Origin of the sequence: Pseudomonas sp. A6 (assembly GCF_052367875.1) — a bacterium.
In the GTDB taxonomy this organism is placed as follows: Bacteria; Pseudomonadota; Gammaproteobacteria; order Pseudomonadales; family Pseudomonadaceae; genus Pseudomonas; species Pseudomonas citronellolis.
Genome location: NZ_CP198970.1, coordinates 6,708,607 through 6,726,220, shown reverse-complemented (window position 1 = coordinate 6,726,220; position 17,614 = coordinate 6,708,607). Strand labels below are relative to the sequence as shown.

The 17,614-nt window shown below is 66.0% G+C and carries 12 protein-coding genes; 11 read left to right on the top strand and 1 reads right to left on the bottom strand.

Going from position 1 to position 17,614, the window contains the following annotated elements:
- Nucleotides 1–121 precede the first annotated feature (121 nt).
- The 11 genes from ACTWJ5_RS29550 (at nt 122) to hemE (ending at nt 15,847) form a co-directional block, all read left to right on the top strand.
- Entirely contained in the window at nt 122–1,186 is a 1,065-nt protein-coding gene (locus ACTWJ5_RS29550; protein WP_009613650.1) for a pilus assembly protein PilM, read from the top strand.
- Nucleotides 1,186–1,785, top strand: coding sequence for a type 4a pilus biogenesis protein PilN (gene pilN, locus ACTWJ5_RS29545; protein WP_009613648.1), 600 nt, complete (start codon nt 1,186–1,188; stop codon nt 1,783–1,785). The genes ACTWJ5_RS29550 and pilN overlap by 1 nt, the downstream gene beginning before the upstream one ends.
- Nucleotides 1,782–2,438: a type 4a pilus biogenesis protein PilO gene (gene pilO / locus ACTWJ5_RS29540; protein WP_009613645.1), complete on the top strand. Its 657-nt coding sequence runs from the start codon at nt 1,782–1,784 to the stop codon at nt 2,436–2,438. Before pilN ends, pilO begins: the two co-directional genes overlap by 4 nt.
- Entirely contained in the window at nt 2,435–2,959 is a 525-nt protein-coding gene (gene pilP / locus ACTWJ5_RS29535; protein WP_074985598.1) for a type 4a pilus biogenesis lipoprotein PilP, read from the top strand. The genes pilO and pilP overlap by 4 nt, the downstream gene beginning before the upstream one ends.
- 56 nt (nt 2,960–3,015) lie before the next feature.
- Nucleotides 3,016–5,103 carry a type IV pilus secretin PilQ gene (gene pilQ / locus ACTWJ5_RS29530; protein ID WP_074985595.1) on the top strand — a complete coding sequence of 696 codons (2,088 nt, stop codon included), beginning with the start codon at nt 3,016–3,018 and terminating at the stop codon, nt 5,101–5,103.
- 35 nt (nt 5,104–5,138) lie between these two features.
- Nucleotides 5,139–5,630 (top strand): shikimate kinase AroK, encoded by a 492-nt coding sequence (aroK, locus tag ACTWJ5_RS29525; RefSeq protein ID WP_370311007.1) that lies wholly within the window; start codon nt 5,139–5,141, stop codon nt 5,628–5,630.
- A 51-nt stretch (nt 5,631–5,681) separates the two neighbouring features.
- Nucleotides 5,682–6,788 (top strand): 3-dehydroquinate synthase, encoded by a 1,107-nt coding sequence (gene aroB / locus ACTWJ5_RS29520; RefSeq protein ID WP_074985593.1) that lies wholly within the window; start codon nt 5,682–5,684, stop codon nt 6,786–6,788.
- A gap of 6 nt (nt 6,789–6,794) precedes the next feature.
- Entirely contained in the window at nt 6,795–8,471 is a 1,677-nt protein-coding gene (locus tag ACTWJ5_RS29515) for an AAA family ATPase (protein WP_074985590.1), read from the top strand.
- A gap of 219 nt (nt 8,472–8,690) precedes the next feature.
- Nucleotides 8,691–13,136, top strand: a complete 4,446-nt coding sequence (gene gltB, locus ACTWJ5_RS29510) for a glutamate synthase large subunit (RefSeq protein WP_253409546.1) — start codon at nt 8,691–8,693, stop codon at nt 13,134–13,136.
- Nucleotides 13,137–13,163: 27 nt separating this feature from the next.
- Nucleotides 13,164–14,582 carry an FAD-dependent oxidoreductase gene (locus ACTWJ5_RS29505; RefSeq protein ID WP_058070738.1) on the top strand — a complete coding sequence of 473 codons (1,419 nt, stop codon included), beginning with the start codon at nt 13,164–13,166 and terminating at the stop codon, nt 14,580–14,582.
- A 200-nt stretch (nt 14,583–14,782) separates the two neighbouring features.
- Complete coding sequence (gene hemE, locus ACTWJ5_RS29500; RefSeq protein ID WP_249918544.1) at nt 14,783–15,847, top strand: uroporphyrinogen decarboxylase; 1,065 nt, start codon at nt 14,783–14,785, stop codon at nt 15,845–15,847.
- 149 nt (nt 15,848–15,996) lie between these two features.
- Here hemE and gabP read toward each other — a convergent pair whose 3' ends face one another.
- Nucleotides 15,997–17,391, bottom strand: coding sequence for a GABA permease (gabP, locus tag ACTWJ5_RS29495; RefSeq protein WP_249918545.1), 1,395 nt, complete (start codon nt 17,389–17,391; stop codon nt 15,997–15,999).
- Nucleotides 17,392–17,614 lie beyond the last annotated feature (223 nt).

Below are 17,614 nucleotides of genomic sequence, written 5' to 3'. Positions count from 1 at the left end.
GCTGATCACATTATAAGCAGTTTTTTTGCCGGCGAGCTATTTGCGCGGGTGTCAAGTCTGGTATCTAATGTCAAAAAACATAAATCGTCCGTAAGTCTCGGATGCTGATAGGAAATCAGTCGTGCTAGGGCTCTTCACTAAGAAAGCGAACACACTGCTGGGGATCGACATCAGTTCGACTTCGGTCAAACTCCTCGAGTTGAGCCGTTCGGGCGGGCGCTACAAGGTAGAGGCCTACGCCGTAGAGCCGCTCCCGCCGAACTCGGTGGTCGAGAAAAACATCGCCGAACTGGAGGGGGTCGGCCAGGCGCTGTCGCGGGTGGTCGCCAAGGCGCGCACCGGCGTGAAGACGGCTGCCGTGGCGGTCGCCGGCTCGGCGGTCATCACCAAGACCATCGAGATGGACGGCGGGCTTTCCGAAGACGAGCTGGAGAACCAGCTCAAGATCGAGGCCGACCAGTACATTCCCTATCCCCTGGAGGAAGTCGCCATCGACTTCGAGGTCCAGGGTGTATCCGCGCGCAACGCCGAACGCGTCGACGTGCTGCTGGCGGCCTGCCGCAAGGAGAACGTCGAGGTGCGCGAGGCCGCGCTGGCCCTGGCCGGGCTCACCGCCAAGGTGGTGGACGTCGAGGCCTATGCGCTGGAGCGCGCCTTCGGCCTGCTCGGTGACCAGCTGGGCGGCAACGCCGACGAGCTGACCGTCGCGGTGGTCGACATCGGCGCCACCATGACCACCCTCAGCGTCCTCCACCACGGCCGCACCATCTATACCCGCGAGCAGCTGTTCGGCGGACGCCAGCTCACCGAGGAGATCCAGCGCCGCTACGGCCTGTCGGTGGAGGAAGCCGGCCTTGCCAAGAAGCAGGGCGGTCTTCCGGATGACTACGACAGCGAAGTGTTGCAACCGTTCAAGGATGCGGTGGTGCAGCAGGTTTCGCGTTCGCTGCAGTTCTTCTTCGCCGCGGGCCAGTTCAACGACGTCGACTACATCCTGCTCGCCGGCGGCACGGCTTCCATTCCCGACCTGGACCGGCTCATCCAGCAGAAGATCGGCACCCCGACGCTGGTGGCCAACCCCTTCGCCGACATGGTGCTGAGCAACAAGGTGAATGCCGGGGCGCTGGCCAGTGACGCGCCGGCGCTGATGATTGCCTGCGGTCTGGCGATGAGGAGTTTCGACTGATGGCGCGCATCAACCTACTGCCATGGCGGGAGCAGCTGCGCGAGGAGCGCAAGCAGCGCTTCCTGGTCGCCCTGGGCGGCGTGCTGCTGGTCTCCGGCGGCCTGGTGTTCCTCGGTGACCAGTACTTCAGCTCGGCGATCGAGAACCAGAGCGCGCGCAACGACTTCCTGCGCAAGGAAATCGCCGTGCTGGACGCCCGCATCAAGGAGATCAGCGAGCTGAAGACGCGCCGTCAGCAACTGCTGGAGCGGATGAAGATCATCCAGGACCTGCAGGGCAACCGGCCGATCATCGGGCGCGTCTTCGACCAACTGGTGCGCACCCTGCCCGATGGCGTGTACTACACCGGCCTGAAAATGAACGGCCACACCATCGCCATCGCCGGCGCCGCCGAGTCCAACAACCGCGTGTCCAACCTGATGCGCAACCTGGACGCCTCCGACTGGCTGACCTCGCCCAACCTCACTGAGGTCAAGGCGGTCACCCAGGGCGCCGTCGACCAGGCCAACACCTTCCAGCTCACCGTGCAGCAGACGCAGCCCGGCGAGAAGGTCAAGGAACAGGAGAAGAAGACAGTCGCGCAAGGAGCCAAGAAATGAGTCTGGCCGATTCCCTGCAAAGCCTGCGCAAGATCGATATCAACGAGCTGGACTTCAACAACGTCGGTTCCTGGCCCGCCGCGGCCAAGGTGATCGCCGGCGCGCTGCTGATGGTGCTGGTGCTGGTGCTCGGCTACCAGTTCCACCTCAAGGACCTGCAAGGCGAGCTGGACCAGCGCCGGGCCGAGGAAGAGACGCTCAAGCAGCAGTTCGGCACCAAGGCCTTCCAGGCGGCCAACCTGGAAGCCTACAAGAACCAGATGAAGGAGATGGAAGAGTCCTTCGGCGCGCTGCTGCGCCAGCTGCCCAGCGACACCGAGGTGCCCGGGCTGCTCGAGGACATCACCCGCACCGGCCTGGGCAGCGGCCTGGAGTTCGAGGAAATCAAGCTGCTGCCGGAAGTCACCCAGCAGTTCTACATCGAGCTGCCGATACAGATCAGCGTGGTCGGCGGCTACCACGACCTGGCGACCTTCGTCAGCGGCGTGGCCAGCCTGCCGCGGATCGTCACCCTGCACGACTTCGAGATCAAACCCGTGAGTGCGGACAGTACCACCAAGCTGCGCATGACCATCGTGGCCAAGACCTACCGCTACAACGACAAAGGCGTGCAGGCCAAGCCGGCGGCCAACAAGGCGGGGGCGAAGAAATGAACAAGCGCCTGATGCTGTGTGGCCTGTTGCTGCTGAGTCTGAATGGTTGCGGTTCGGGTGGCGATTTCGCCGACCTGCAGGCGTACATGGACGAGGTCCGTGCGCGGCCCAAGGGCGCCATCGAGCCGCTGCCCAAGTTCCAGCCCTACGAGGCCTTCACCTACAACGCCTCGTCCCTGCGCAGCCCGTTCCAGCCGCCGGTGAAGATCGACCTGGCGATCAAGCAGAAGGGCTCCAAGGTGGTCAAGCCCGACGAAACGCGGGTCAAGCAGTTCCTGGAGGGTTTCAACATCGAGACCTTCGAGATGGTGGGGACACTGTCCAACCAGGAGGGTACGTTCGCCCTGGTCCGCGGTGCAGGAGGGGTGCACCGGGTCAAGGTGGGGGATTATCTGGGGCGCAACGATGGGAAGATCGTTTCCATCAGCGAAGGCAAGATCGATGTAGTCGAGATCGTTCCTGACGGTGAGGGTGGCTGGCTCGAGCGTCCGCGCAGCCTGACTCTCAAGGAGCGCTCCTAAGGGCGGGGATGACCATGGATAACAAACTGCTGTCTGCACGACGGATACAGACGACGATGAACAGAACTATGACCCGCCTGGGCTTTGCCCTGTTGGCCGGCCTTTTCGCGCCGAGCCTGCTCGCCGCCAACCTGCAGCGCGTCGATGTGGCCTCGCTGCCGGGGGATCGCGTGGAGCTCAAGCTGGGCTTCGACGAGCCGGTGGCCGCGCCGCGTGGCTACACCATCGAGCAGCCGGCGCGCATCGCCCTGGACCTGCCGGGCGTGCAGAACAAACTGGGCAGCAAGAACCGCGAGCTGGGCGTGGGCAACGCGCGCAGCCTGACCGTGGTCGAGGCCAAGGACCGCACCCGCCTGATCATCAACCTGACCACCCTGGTGCCGTATTCCACCCGCGCCCAGGGCAACGACCTGATCATCCTGGTCGGCCAGGGTGGTGGCGCGCCCGCGGCGGCGGCCAGCTCCGCGCCGAGCGCGGCCCCGGCCTATGCCGCGGCGCCTCGCCCGGCGCAGCCCAAGCCCTACGTGCCGGTGGGCAAGGCGATCCGCAACATCGACTTCCAGCGTGGCGAGCAGGGCGAGGGCAACGTGGTCATCGACCTGTCCGACCCGAGCGTCAGCCCGGACATCCAGGAGCAGGGCGGCAAGATCCGCCTGGACTTCCCGCGCACCCAGCTGCCCGACAGCCTGCGCGTGCGCCTGGACGTGAAGGACTTCGCCACTCCGGTGCAGTTCGTCAACGCCTCGGCGGCCGGCGACAAGGCCAGCATCGTCATCGAGCCCAGCGGCCTGTACGACTACCTGGTGTTCCAGACCGACAACCGCATGACCGTCAGCATCAAGCCGATGACCAGCAACGAGGCCGAGAAGCGCAAGAAGGACAGCTTCGCCTACACCGGCGAGAAACTGTCGCTGAACTTCCAGGACATCGACGTGCGCTCGGTGCTGCAGCTGATCGCCGACTTCACCGACCTCAACCTGGTGGCCTCCGACACCGTGCAGGGCAACATCACCCTGCGCCTGCAGAACGTGCCCTGGGACCAGGCGCTGGACCTGGTGCTCAAGACCAAGGGCCTGGACAAGCGCAAGGTCGGCAACGTCCTGCTGGTGGCGCCGGCCGACGAGATCGCCGCGCGTGAGCGCCAGGAGCTGGAAGCGCAGAAGCAGATCGCCGAACTGGCGCCCCTGCGTCGCGAACTGATCCAGGTGAACTACGCCAAGGCTTCCGACATCGCCAAGCTGTTCCAGTCCGTGACCGGCACCAGTTCCGGCCCGGGCGCCCAGCCTGCCGCCGGCACCGACAACCGTGGCTCCATCACCGTCGACGACCGCACCAACGCCATCATCGCCTACCAGACCCAGGACCGCCTGGACGAGCTGCGCCGCATCGTATCGCAGCTGGACATCCCGGTACGCCAGGTGATGATCGAGGCGCGCATCGTCGAGGCCAGCGTCGACTACACCAAGGAGCTGGGGGTGCAATGGGGTGGTTCGCTGAGCAATCGCGGCAACTTCAACATCACCGGTGGCGCCAACAGCACGAGCAATACCTTCGTTGACCTGGGCGTGACCACCGCGACGCCGACCTCCGGCATCGGCATCGGCTTCGTCACCGACAACACCACCCTGGACCTGCAGCTCAACGCCATGGAGAAGACCGGCAACGGCGAGGTGGTGTCGCAGCCGAAGGTGGTCACCTCGGACAAGGAAACCGCGAAGATCCTCAAGGGCTCGGAGATTCCCTACCAGGAAGCCAGCTCCAGCGGCGCCACCTCGGTGTCCTTCAAGGAGGCCGCGCTGTCCCTGGAGGTCACCCCGCAGATCACCCCGGACAACCGCATCATCATGCAGGTCAAGGTGAACAAGGACGAGCCCGACTACCAGAACGCGCTGCTCGGCGTGCCGCCGATCAAGAAGAACGAGGTCAACGCCAAGGTGCTGGTCAACGACGGTGAAACCATCGTCATCGGCGGGGTGTTCTCCAACACCCAGACCAAGACCACCTCCAAGGTCCCGTTCCTCGGCGACGTACCGGTCGTCGGCCGCCTGTTCAAGAACGACTATGTGACGGACACCAAGAACGAGCTTCTGGTTTTCCTCACTCCCCGGATCATGAATAATCAGGCCATTGCCATCGATCGTTGATCAATGCCGTGCCCAATTTGATTCTGGTAGGCCCGATGGGTGCTGGAAAGAGCACCATCGGGCGTCTTCTTGCCAAAGAGCTGCACCTCGACTTCAAGGACTCCGACAAGGAGATCGAACAGCGCTGCGGAGCCAACATCCCCTGGATCTTCGACGTCGAGGGGGAGGCCGGCTTTCGTGAGCGGGAAACCGCCATGCTCGCCGAACTCTGCGACGGCGACGGCGTGGTGATCGCCACCGGCGGCGGCGCCGTGCTGCGCGAGGCCAACCGCGCCGCGCTCAAGGCCGGCGGCAAGGTGGTCTACCTGCACGCCTCGGTCGACCAGCAGATCGCCCGCACCGCCCGCGACCGGAACCGGCCGCTGCTGCAGAAGCCCAACCCGGGGCAGATCCTGCGCGACCTCATGGCCCTGCGCGATCCGCTGTACCGGGAGATCGCCGACGTGGTGGTGGAAACCGACGAGCGGCCACCGCGCCTGGTGGTGCTGGAGATACTCGATCGCCTGCGCAGGCTGGAGCGCCATTAAAGGGCGCGCGGTTCTGCGTTATCCTAGTGCCCTTTCCTGTCTGGGGGCTTCATGCGCACACTCACTGTCGATCTCGGCGACCGCAGCTACCCGATCCACATCGGCGAAGGGCTGCTGGATGATCCGCGTCATTTCGCGCCGCATATCCGTGGGCGGCAGGTCGCCATCGTCACCAACGAGACAATCGCACCGCTGTACCTGGCGCGCCTGCAGAAGACGCTGGCCGACTACGCGCAGATCGCCGTGGTCCTGCCCGATGGCGAAGCCTACAAGCAGTGGGAAACCCTGCAGCTGATCTTCGATGCCCTGCTGCAGGCGCGGCATGACCGCAAGACCACCCTGATCGCCCTCGGCGGCGGCGTGGTCGGCGACATGACCGGCTTCGCTGCGGCCTGCTACCAGCGCGGCGTCGATTTCATCCAGGTGCCGACCACCCTGCTGTCCCAGGTGGATTCCTCGGTGGGCGGCAAGACCGGTATCAACCACCCGCTGGGCAAGAACATGATCGGCGCCTTCTACCAGCCGCAGGCGGTGGTGATCGATGCCGCCTCGCTGCGCACGCTGCCGGAGCGCGAGCTGTCCGCCGGCCTGGCGGAAGTGATCAAGTACGGCCTGATCTGCGACGAGCCTTTCCTAGCCTGGCTGGAAGACAACGTCGACGCGCTGCTGGCGCTCGACTCCACCGCCCTGGCCGAAGCCATCGAGCGCTCCTGCGCGGCCAAGGCCCGGGTGGTGGGCGCCGACGAACGGGAATCCGGGGTGCGCGCCACCCTGAACCTCGGCCACACCTTTGGTCATGCCATCGAGACCCACATGGGCTATGGCGTCTGGCTGCACGGCGAAGCCGTGGGTGCGGGAACCGTGATGGCACTGCAGATGTCGCATCTGTTGGGCTGGCTGACCGCCGCCGAGCGCGACCGTGGCGTGCGCCTGCTGCAGCGGGCGAAACTGCCGGTGGTGCCGCCGAAGGAAATGAGCGCCGGGGACTTCCTCGAGCACATGGCGGTGGACAAGAAGGTGCTCGACGGCCGTCTGCGCCTCGTATTGCTGAAAGGGCTGGGGGATGCGGTGGTCACTGCGGACTTCCCTCGTGAGATTCTGGAAGAAACCCTGCGTACTGATTACCAGGCCCTGGTCGATCAGTTAGGAGAACATTGAGGTCCCATGTCCAGCTTGCATGCCGATGAGGCCTTCCTGGCCCACTACCAGTTCAGCCACGATCCCTTCGCTCCGCGGGTTCCTGGCTTCAAGTTCTTCCCGGCACAGCGCAAGCCGGTGCTGGGCCAACTGCACCACCTGGCGCGCTACAGCCACCTGCTGCTGGCGGTGACCGGCCCCCTGGGCAGCGGCAAGACGCTGCTGCGCCAGGCCCTGGTGGCCAGCACCAACAAGGATGCGGTGTCCAGCGTGGTGATCTCCGGCCGTTCGGCGGCCGACGAAGCCACCCTGATGCGCCAGCTGGCCCAGGGCCTTGGCATCACCCAGGTGAGCATCGAGGCCATCCTGGCCAAGGTCGCCCAGCTGGCGATCACCGGGCAGGACGTCTACCTGCTGGTGGACGATGCCGAGCAACTGCGTGACGGCGCCCTGGAAGTGCTGCTGTTGCTGGCCGCCGGCAACAGCGAGGCGCGCCTGCACGTGTTCCTGTTCGGCGAGCCCGAGCTGCTGTCGCGGCTGGAGGCGCTGTCCGAGGGCGAGGAGCGCTTCCACGCCATCGAACTGCAGCCCTACAGCGAGGAAGAAACCCGCGAATACCTGGCGCAGCGCCTGGAAGGCGCAGGGCAGGGCGCGGAGCTGATTTCCGACGACCTGCTGGCCGATATCCACGAGCAGTCCGGCGGCTGGCCGGGCTCGATCAACCAGGTGGCCCGCGACGCCCTGATCGAGGCGATGCTGGCCGACCGTGGCGGCGCCCGCAAGGCCGCTCCTGGCGCCAGCCTGCGCCTGCCGAAGAAACATCTGCTGATCCTCGGCGTGGTCGCCATCGGCGTTGTCGCGGCCTGGTTCATGCAGGGCCGCACCAGCAAGCCGGATAGCGCCGCCACCCAGGCTTCCGCGCAGTTGCCGATGGGTTCCGCCGCGCAGCCGGGCGCCGCCCAGGCGCCGGCCTCGGGCTCCGGCCCCTCGGTGGAGTTCGCCGGTTCCAACCAGCCGGTGCCGCTGCCGCTGGTGGGCGAGGCCCAGCCGGTCATCCGCGAGCCCATGGCCCAGGCCGGTGGCCAGGAAGACGCTGACGAAGGCGCCATGCCCGCGCCCGGCGTGCCGCCGACCGTGACCACCTCTGCACCGCCGCTCGCGCCGCTGGCCGGAAAGAGCGCGCCGCAACCGCTGAATCCGGTGCCGTCGGCGCCGAGCGTGGCGAGCGCTCCGGCGCAGCCGGTGGTTTCGACGCCTGCCCCGGCCCCGGTCAGCAAACCGGTGGCCAAGGCCGAGCCGGTGAAACCGGTCGCCAAGCCCGCGGCCAAGCCGGCAGAACCCAAGGCCGTGGCCAAGGCTGCGCCGAGCAAGCCTGCGGCCCCGGCCAAGGCCAGCGCCGCCGCCGGTGGTGCCGGTAGCCAGTGGTATCGCTCGCAGCCCGCGGGGAATTATGCTGTGCAGGTGCTGGGCACTGGCTCCGAGGCCAGCGCCAAGGCCTACATCAGCAAGCAGGGCGGCGGCGAGTACCGCTACTTCCGCAAGACCCTGCAGGGCAAGCCCTTCTACGTGGTGACCTACGGCAGCTTCCCCAGCCGCGCCGCCGCCGTGGCCGCGGTGAAGAGCCTGTCGGCCAAGGCCCAGGGCGGCAAACCCTGGCCGCGCACCTTCGCCAGCATCCAGCAGGAAATCGCCAGCGCCCACTGACGCGCTGTCGCAAAAATGAAAACCCGCCAGTCACAAGCACGACTGGCGGGTTTTTTCTTTCAGGAATGCGACATCCAATTTCAGCCTCTCGCCAAAAATTTGTGAGGCGCCTTGTACCTATGTACAATGGCCTCCCTTTGCCTGTCGGAAACTTGCCGCTTGAGCGAGAAGACAGGCGAAGTCGCTGAATTAAAAAAGTTTTGCCGGTGAGAGTTCCCTATGAAAGCAGGTCTGTACCATCCTGAGACGTTCAAGGATAACTGCGGATTCGGCCTGATCGCCCATATGCAGGGCGAGCCAAGCCATGAACTTCTGCAAACCGCCATCGAAGCACTGACCTGCATGACCCACCGAGGTGGGATCAACGCGGACGGGAAGACCGGGGACGGCTGTGGGCTGCTGATCCAGAAGCCCGACGAGTTCCTGCGGGCGGTGGCCAAGGCCGAGTTCGCGACCGATCTGCCCGCCCAATACGCGGTGGGCATGGTCTTCTTCAACCAGGACCCGGTGAAGGCCGAGGCCGCTCGCGCGAACATGAATCGCGAGATCGAGGCCGAAGGTCTGCAGCTGGTCGGCTGGCGCAAGGTGCCGATCGACACCAGCGTGCTCGGCCGCCTGGCCCTGGAGCGCCTGCCGCAGATCGAGCAGGTGTTCGTCGGCGGCGAAGGCCTGTCCGACCAGGACTTCGCCGTGAAGCTGTTCTGCGCCCGTCGGCGCTCCTCGGTGGCCAACGCCGCCGACGCCGACCATTACGTCTGCAGCTTCTCGCACAAGACCATGATCTATAAGGGCCTGATGATGCCGGCGGACCTCGCCGCCTTCTATCCGGACCTTTCCGACGAGCGCCTGAAGACCGCCATCTGCGTCTTCCACCAGCGCTTCTCCACCAACACCCTGCCGAAGTGGCCGCTGGCCCAGCCGTTCCGCCTGCTGGCGCACAACGGCGAGATCAACACCATCACCGGCAACCGCAACTGGGCCCAGGCCCGGCGCAGCAAGTTCGTCAACGAGTTCATGCCGAACCTCGACGAGCTCGGTCCGCTGGTCAACCGCGTGGGTTCGGACTCCTCGAGCATGGACAACATGCTCGAGCTGATGGTCACCGGCGGCATGGACATGTTCCGCGGCCTGCGCATGATCATTCCGCCGGCCTGGCAGAACGTCGAGACCATGGACGCCGACCTGCGCGCGTTCTATGAATTCAACTCGCTGCACATGGAGCCGTGGGACGGCCCCGCCGGCGTGGTGCTGACCGACGGCCGCTACGCCGTCTGCCTGCTCGACCGCAACGGCCTGCGCCCGGCGCGCTGGGTCACCACCAGGAACGGCTACATCACCCTGGCCTCGGAAATCGGCGTCTGGGACTACAAGGCCGAGGACGTGCTGGCCAAGGGCCGCGTCGGCCCGGGGCAGATCCTCGCGGTGGATACCGAGACCGGCCAGCTGCTGCAGACCGAGGACATCGACAACCGCCTGAAGTCGCGCCACCCGTACAAGCAGTGGCTGCGCCAGCGCGCGTTGCGCATCCAGGCGACCCTGGAAGACGACCAGGGCGTGGCCAGCTACGACAGCGACCAGCTCAAGCAGTACATGAAGATGTTCCAGGTCACCTTCGAGGAGCGTGACCAGGTGCTGCGCCCGCTGGCCGAGCAGGGCCAGGAAGCGGTCGGCTCGATGGGCGACGATACCCCGATGGCGGTGCTGTCCAAGCGCATCCGCTCGCCCTACGACTACTTCCGCCAGGTCTTCGCGCAGGTCACCAACCCGCCGATCGACCCGCTGCGCGAAGCGATCGTGATGTCCCTGGAGACCTGCCTGGGCGTCGAGCAGAATATCTTCGAAGAGTCGCCGCACCACGCCAACCAGGCCATCCTGACCACCCCGGTGATCTCCCCGGCGAAGTGGCGCAGCCTGATGAACCTGGAGCGCCCGGGCTTCGACCGCCACCACATCGACCTGAACTACGATGAGTCGGTCGGCCTGGAAGCGGCCGTGCGCAACATCGCCGACCAGGCCGAGGAAGCCGTGCGCGCCGGCAAGGTGCTGCTGGTGCTCTCCGACCGCCACATCGCCCCCGGCAAGCTGCCGGTGCACGCGGCTCTGGCCGTCGGCGCCGTGCACCACCGCCTGGTGCAGACCGGCCTGCGCTGCGACTCGAACATCCTGGTGGAGACCGCCACCGCCCGCGACCCGCACCACTTCGCGGTGCTGGTGGGCTTCGGTGCCTCGGCGGTCTACCCGTTCCTCGCCTACGAGGTGCTGGCCGACCTGATCCGCACCGGCGAAGTGCTGGGCGACCTCTACGAGGTGTTCAAGTACTACCGCAAGGGCATCTCCAAGGGCCTGATGAAGATCCTGTCGAAGATGGGCATCTCCACCATCGCCTCCTACCGCGGCGCCCAGCTGTTCGAAGCCATCGGCCTGGCCGACGAGGTCACCGGCCTGTGCTTCCCGGGCGTGCCCAGCCGCATCCAGGGCGCGCGCTTCCTCGACATCGAGAACGAGCAGAAGCTGCTGGCCGGTGAGGCCTGGAACAACCGCAAGGCGATCCAGCAGGGCGGCCTGCTGAAGTTCGTCTACGGCGGCGAGTACCACGCATACAACCCGGACGTGGTCAACACCCTGCAGGCTGCCGTGCAGCAGGGCGACTACGAGAAATTCAAGGAATACACCGCGCTGGTGGACAAGCGCCCGGTGTCGATGCTCCGCGACCTGCTGCAGGTGAAGACTGCCGCGCAGCCGCTGAGCCTCGACGAAATCGAGCCGCTGGAGTCGATCTTCAAGCGCTTCGACGCCGCCGGCATCTCCCTCGGCGCGTTGTCGCCGGAAGCCCACGAGGCGCTGGCCGAAGCCATGAACCGCCTCGGCGGGCGCTCCAACTCCGGTGAGGGCGGCGAGGACCCGGCGCGCTACGGCACGCTGAAGAGCTCGAAGATCAAGCAGGTGGCCACCGGCCGCTTCGGCGTGACCCCGGAATACCTGGTCAACGCCGAGGTCCTGCAGATCAAGGTGGCCCAGGGCGCCAAGCCCGGCGAGGGCGGCCAGCTGCCCGGCGGCAAGGTCAACGGCCTGATCGCCCGCCTGCGCTACGCGGTGCCCGGCGTGACGCTGATCTCGCCGCCGCCGCATCACGACATCTACTCCATCGAGGACCTGGCGCAGCTGATCTTCGACCTCAAGCAAGTCAACCCGCAGGCGCTGGTGTCGGTGAAGCTGGTCTCCGAGCCGGGCGTGGGCACCATCGCCGCCGGCGTGGCCAAGGCCTATGCCGACCTGATCACCATCTCCGGCTACGACGGCGGTACCGGCGCATCGCCGATCACCTCCATCAAGTACGCCGGTTCGCCTTGGGAGTTGGGCCTCGCCGAGGCGCACCAGACCCTGCGCGGCAACGACCTGCGCGGCAAGGTCCGCGTGCAGACCGACGGCGGCCTGAAGACTGGTCTGGATGTGATCAAGGCGGCCATCCTCGGCGCCGAGAGCTTCGGCTTCGGCACCGCGCCGATGATCGCCCTGGGCTGCAAGTACCTGCGCATCTGCCACCTGAACAACTGCGCCACCGGCGTGGCCACCCAGAACGACAAGCTGCGCAAGGACCACTTCATCGGCACGGTCGAGATGGTGACGAATTTCTTCACCTTCATCGCCAGCGAGACCCGCGAATGGCTGGCCAAGCTGGGCGTGCGCAGCCTCGCCGAGCTGATCGGCCGTACCGACCTGCTGGAAATCCTGCCCGGCGAAACCGCCAAGCAGGGCAACCTCGACCTCACCCCATTGCTGGGCAGCGACCTGATCCCGGCCGAGAAGCCGCAGTTCTGTGAAGTCGAGAAGAACCCGCCGTTCGACCAGGGCCTGCTGGCCGAGAAGATGGTCGAGCTGGCCCGCGGCGCCATCGAAGGCGCCAAGGGCGGCGAGTACGAGCTGGACATCTGCAACTGCGACCGTTCCATCGGCGCGCGCGTGTCCGGCGAGATCGCCCGGGTGCACGGCAACCAGGGCATGGCCAAGGCGCCGATCACCTTCCGCTTCAAGGGCACCGCGGGGCAGAGCTTCGGCGTGTGGAACGCCGGCGGCCTGCACCTGTACCTGGAAGGCGACGCCAACGACTACGTGGGCAAGGGCATGACCGGCGGCAAGCTGGTGGTGACCCCGCCCAAGGGCAGCCCGTTCAAGACCCAGGAGTCGGCCATCGTCGGCAACACCTGCCTGTACGGCGCCACCGGCGGCAAGCTGTTCGCCGCCGGCACCGCGGGCGAGCGTTTCGGCGTGCGCAACTCCGGCGCCCACGCCGTGGTCGAGGGCACCGGTGACCACTGCTGCGAGTACATGACCGGCGGTTTCGTCTGCGTACTGGGCAAGACCGGCTACAACTTCGGCTCCGGCATGACCGGGGGCTTCGCCTACGTCCTGGACATGGACAACACCTTCGTCGACCGCGTGAACCATGAGCTGGTGGAAATCCAGCGGATCAGCGGCGAGGCGATGGAGGCCCAGCGCAGCCACCTGCGCAAGGTCCTGGTGGAATATGTCGAGGAAACGGCGAGCGAGTGGGGTGCGAACCTGCTGGAGAACCTCGACGACTACCTGCGTCGGTTCTGGCTGGTGAAACCGAAGGCCGCGAGCCTCGGTTCCCTGCTGACCAGCACCCGTGCCAACCCGCAATAAGCGCCTGAAGTCTGAAGAGGTCTTGAAATGTCTGAACGTCTCAACAATGACTTCCAGTTCATCGAAGTCGGGCGCAAGGATCCGAAGAAGAAACTGCTGCGCCAGCGCAAGCGCGAGTTCGTGGAAATCTACGACCTGTTCAAGCCGCAGCAGGCGGCTGACCAGGCCCATCGCTGCCTGGGCTGCGGCAACCCGTACTGCGAGTGGAAGTGCCCGGTCCACAACTTCATCCCCAACTGGCTGAAGCTGGTTTCCGAAGGCAACATCCTGGCCGCCGCCGAGTTGTCGCACCAGACCAACACCCTGCCGGAAGTCTGCGGCCGGGTGTGCCCGCAGGATCGCCTCTGCGAGGGTGCCTGCACCCTCAACGACGGTTTCGGCGCGGTGACCATCGGCTCGGTGGAGAAATACATCACCGACACCGCCTTCGCCATGGGCTGGCGCCCGGACATGTCCAAGGTCAAGCCCACCGGCAAGCGCGTCGCGGTGATCGGCGCCGGCCCGGCCGGCCTGGGCTGCGCCGACGTGCTGGTGCGCAACGGCGTGACCCCGGTGGTGTTCGACCGCAACCCGGAAATCGGCGGCCTGCTGACCTTCGGCATCCCCGAGTTCAAGCTGGAAAAGCACGTGCTGTCGCGCCGCCGCGAAGTCTTCACCGGCATGGGCATCGAGTTCCGCCTGAACACTGAGATCGGCAAGGACGTGACCATGGAGCAGCTGCTCGATGAGTACGATGCCGTGTTCATGGGCATGGGCACCTACACCTACATGAAGGGTGGCTTCCCCGGCGAGGACCTGCCCGGCGTGCACGATGCGCTGGACTTCCTGATCGCCAACGTGAACCGCAACCTCGGCTTCGAGAAGTCCCCCGAGGACTTCGTCGACATGAAGGGCAAGCGCGTGGTGGTCCTGGGCGGCGGCGACACCGCGATGGACTGCAACCGCACCTCCATCCGTCAGGGCGCCAAGAGCGTGACCTGCGCCTACCGCCGCGACGAAGAGAACATGCCCGGTTCGCGCAAAGAGGTGAAGAACGCCAAGGAAGAGGGCGTGAAGTTCCTCTTCAACCGCCAGCCCATCGCCATCGTCGGCGAGGACAAGGTGGAAGGCGTGAAGGTGGTCGAGACCCGTCTCGGCGAACCGGACGCCCGTGGCCGCCGCAGCCCCGAGCCGATCCCGGGCTCCGAGGAGATCATCCCGGCCGAAGCCGTGCTGATCGCCTTCGGCTTCCGCCCGAGCCCGGCGCCCTGGTTCGAGCAGCACCAGGTCGAGATCGACAGCCAGGGCCGCGTCATCGCCCCGGCCGCCGCGCAGTTCAAGCACCAGACCAGCAACCCGAAGATCTTCGCCGGCGGCGACATGGTCCGCGGTTCCGACCTGGTGGTGACGGCGATCTTCGAAGGGCGCACGGCCGCCGAAGGCATCCTCGACTACCTCGGCGTCTGACACCTGCTCTTGTAGGAGCGAGCTTGCTCGCGAACCCTAGCCCCGCTGCAGGGGTTTGTTCGCGAGCAAGCTCGCTCCTACGAAGAGCAGAAGCACCAGCGCTGCGGCAGAATGCCGCGATGGACAAAAGGCACGGCCCCCGCCGTGCCTTTTGCTTTGGGCTTTGCGAAAATGCCCGCACTTTTTTGCCGGATGCCGCCATGACTGCCCTGAAGAACGATCGCTTCCTCCGTGCCCTGCTCAAGCAGCCCGTCGACGTTACCCCCGTGTGGATGATGCGCCAGGCCGGCCGCTATCTCCCGGAATACCGCGCCACCCGCGCCAAGGCCGGGGACTTCATGAGCCTGTGCATGAACCCGCAACTGGCTTGCGAGGTGACCCTGCAGCCGCTGGACCGCTACCCGCAGCTGGACGCGGCGATCCTCTTCTCCGACATCCTCACCATCCCCGACGCCATGGGCCAGGGTCTGTTCTTCGAGAGCGGCGAGGGCCCGCGCTTCAAGAAGGTGGTCTCCAGCCTGGCCGACATCGAGGCGCTGCCGATCCCCGATCCGGAGAAGGACCTGGGCTACGTCATGGACGCCGTGCGCACCATCCGCCGCGAACTGAACGGCCGGGTGCCGCTGATCGGTTTCTCCGGCAGCCCCTGGACCCTCGCCACCTACATGGTCGAAGGCGGCTCCAGCAGGGACTTCCGCAAGTCCAAGGCGATGCTCTACGACAACCCGCAGGCCATGCACGCGCTGCTCGACAAGCTGGCGCAGTCGGTCACCAGCTACCTCAACGGGCAGATCCGCGCCGGCGCCCAGGCCGTGCAGATCTTCGACTCCTGGGGCGGCAGCCTCTCGGCGGCGGCGTACCAGGAGTTCTCCCTGGCCTACATGAAGAAGATCGTCGACGGCCTGATCCGCGAGCACGACGGCCGCCAGGTGCCGGTGATCCTCTTCACCAAGGGTGGCGGCCTGTGGCTGGAATCCATGGCCGACACCGGCGCCGAAGCGCTGGGCCTGGACTGGACCTGCGACATCGGCAGCGCCCGCGCCCGCGTCGGCGACAAGGTGGCGCTGCAGGGCAACATGGACCCGTCGGTGCTCTACGCCAACCCGGAAGCCATCCGCCGCGAAGTGGCGCGCATCCTCGGCGCCTACGGCCAGGGCAGCGGCCACGTGTTCAACCTCGGCCACGGCATCACCCCGGAAGTCGACCCGGCCCATGCCGGCGTCTTCTTCGAGGCGGTGCACGAGCTGTCGGCGCAGTATCACTGACGCTTCGCCCTGCGGGCATGGTCGGAAAATTCGGTGCCAGCCTGTAGGAGCGGGCCCTGCCCGCGATTCGCGCGCAGGGCGCGCTCCTACAAAACATGCACCCAACGAAAAAGCCCCGCCAATGGCGGGGCTTTTTCATGGGCGCTGCGTCAGGCGGCGTCGGCCGCGTAGCCTGTGGCGCGTTGGGCCTTGCGACGGTTCGAGACCAACAGGCCGGAGCACACCACCACGATGGTCAGCAGGGCGGTGGCGACCACCTCCATGCGGTGGTCCGGGCGGATCATCATGATCACCAGCGCGGCGCTGATGAAGATGATCACCGCCCAGGTCAGCCAGGGGAACAGCCACATCTTCAGCGTCAGTTGGTGGCCCTGGGCGAGCAGCTTCTTGCGCATGTTCAGCTGCGAAATGGCGATCACCAGGTACACCAGCAGGGCGATGGCGCCGGAGCTGGCCAGCAGGAAGTTGAACACTTCGGCCGGGGCCAGGTAGTTGGCGAAGGTGCACAGGAAGGCCATGGCGGTGGACAGCAGCACGGCGTACACCGGGGTGCGGCTGGCGCTGGTCACCTGGGCGATGCGCGGGGCGTCGCCGCGCTTGCTCAGCGAGTACATCATCCGCGAGGCGGTGTAGAGCGCCGAATTCAGGCAGCTGGTCACCGAGACCAGGACGATGATGTCGACGATCAGCTTGGCGTAGGGCACGTGCAGGTGCTCCAGCACGGTCTGGTAGGAGCCCATGCTCACCAGGCGCGGGTCGTTCCACGGCACCAGGCAGACCACGATCAGGATCGACAGCAGGTAGAACAGCGCGATACGCCAGATCACCGAGTTGGTGGCGCGGGTGATCTGCTGCGCCGGGTCCTTGGACTCGGTGGCGGCGATGGTGACGATCTCCGAGCCCATGAAGGAGAACATGGTGGTCAGCAGGGCCGCCAGCACGGCGCCCCAGCCCTTGGGCAGGAAGCCGCCCTCGGCGTACAGGTGGCTGATGCCGCTGACCTCGGGGTTCAGCGAGACGCCGAAGATGGCCGCGCAACCCATGACCAGGAAGGCGATGATCGAGCCGACCTTGATCAGCGCCAGCCAGAACTCGAACTCACCGTAGTTCTTCACGCTGAACAGGTTGGTCACGGTCAGCGCCGCGGTGATCACGAAGGCCAGGACCCAGATCGGCGCGCCGGGGATCCAGGCGTGGATGATGGCGGCGGCGGCGTTGGCCTCCAGCGGGATCACCAGCACCCAGAACCACCAGTACAGCCAGCCGATGGTGAACCCGGCCCAGTGGCCGATGGCGCGGTCGGCGTAGGTGGAGAAGGAACCGCTGTCCGGCTGCGCGACGGCCATTTCGGCCAGCATGCGCATGACCAGGACCACCAGCAGGCCGGCGGCCAGGTAGGAAACCATGACGCCCGGGCCGGCTTCGGCGATGGCGTGGCCGGAGCCGACGAAGAGGCCGGCGCCGATGGCCCCGGCGATGGACAACATGGTGACGTGACGGTTCTTCAGGCCCTGGGCCAGACCGGCGGATGGGGTACTGCTCATGCGTTACCTACAGCGAGAAAAGGAAGGAAATGCGTCCTGCGCAGCCGAAGCCGTTTTGATAATCCAACGAGGTGTTCCTTTTCCTGAACGCAAGATGCGCGCCACATTTTGTTACGACCTTGGTCGTAGGCGCGAAAGATTTGGGTAGAAGCGCCACGACGCCCCGGGATAGGGGCGTCGCGATCATGGGAATGTCATATCCGGAGGCGACACTGGCATATCT

Coding starts and splice junctions, on each gene's coding strand:
- pilN (WP_009613648.1), top strand. CDS start 1,186: ATGGCGCGCATCAACCTACTGCCATGGCGGGAGCAGCTGCGCGAGGAG.
- pilO (WP_009613645.1), top strand. CDS start 1,782: ATGAGTCTGGCCGATTCCCTGCAAAGCCTGCGCAAGATCGATATCAAC.
- pilP (WP_074985598.1), top strand. CDS start 2,435: ATGAACAAGCGCCTGATGCTGTGTGGCCTGTTGCTGCTGAGTCTGAAT.
- pilQ (WP_074985595.1), top strand. CDS start 3,016: ATGAACAGAACTATGACCCGCCTGGGCTTTGCCCTGTTGGCCGGCCTT.
- aroK (WP_370311007.1), top strand. CDS start 5,139: ATGGGTGCTGGAAAGAGCACCATCGGGCGTCTTCTTGCCAAAGAGCTG.
- aroB (WP_074985593.1), top strand. CDS start 5,682: ATGCGCACACTCACTGTCGATCTCGGCGACCGCAGCTACCCGATCCAC.
- ACTWJ5_RS29515 (WP_074985590.1), top strand. CDS start 6,795: ATGTCCAGCTTGCATGCCGATGAGGCCTTCCTGGCCCACTACCAGTTC.
- gltB (WP_253409546.1), top strand. CDS start 8,691: ATGAAAGCAGGTCTGTACCATCCTGAGACGTTCAAGGATAACTGCGGA.
- ACTWJ5_RS29505 (WP_058070738.1), top strand. CDS start 13,164: ATGTCTGAACGTCTCAACAATGACTTCCAGTTCATCGAAGTCGGGCGC.
- hemE (WP_249918544.1), top strand. CDS start 14,783: ATGACTGCCCTGAAGAACGATCGCTTCCTCCGTGCCCTGCTCAAGCAG.
- gabP (WP_249918545.1), bottom strand. CDS start 17,391: ATGAGCAGTACCCCATCCGCCGGTCTGGCCCAGGGCCTGAAGAACCGT.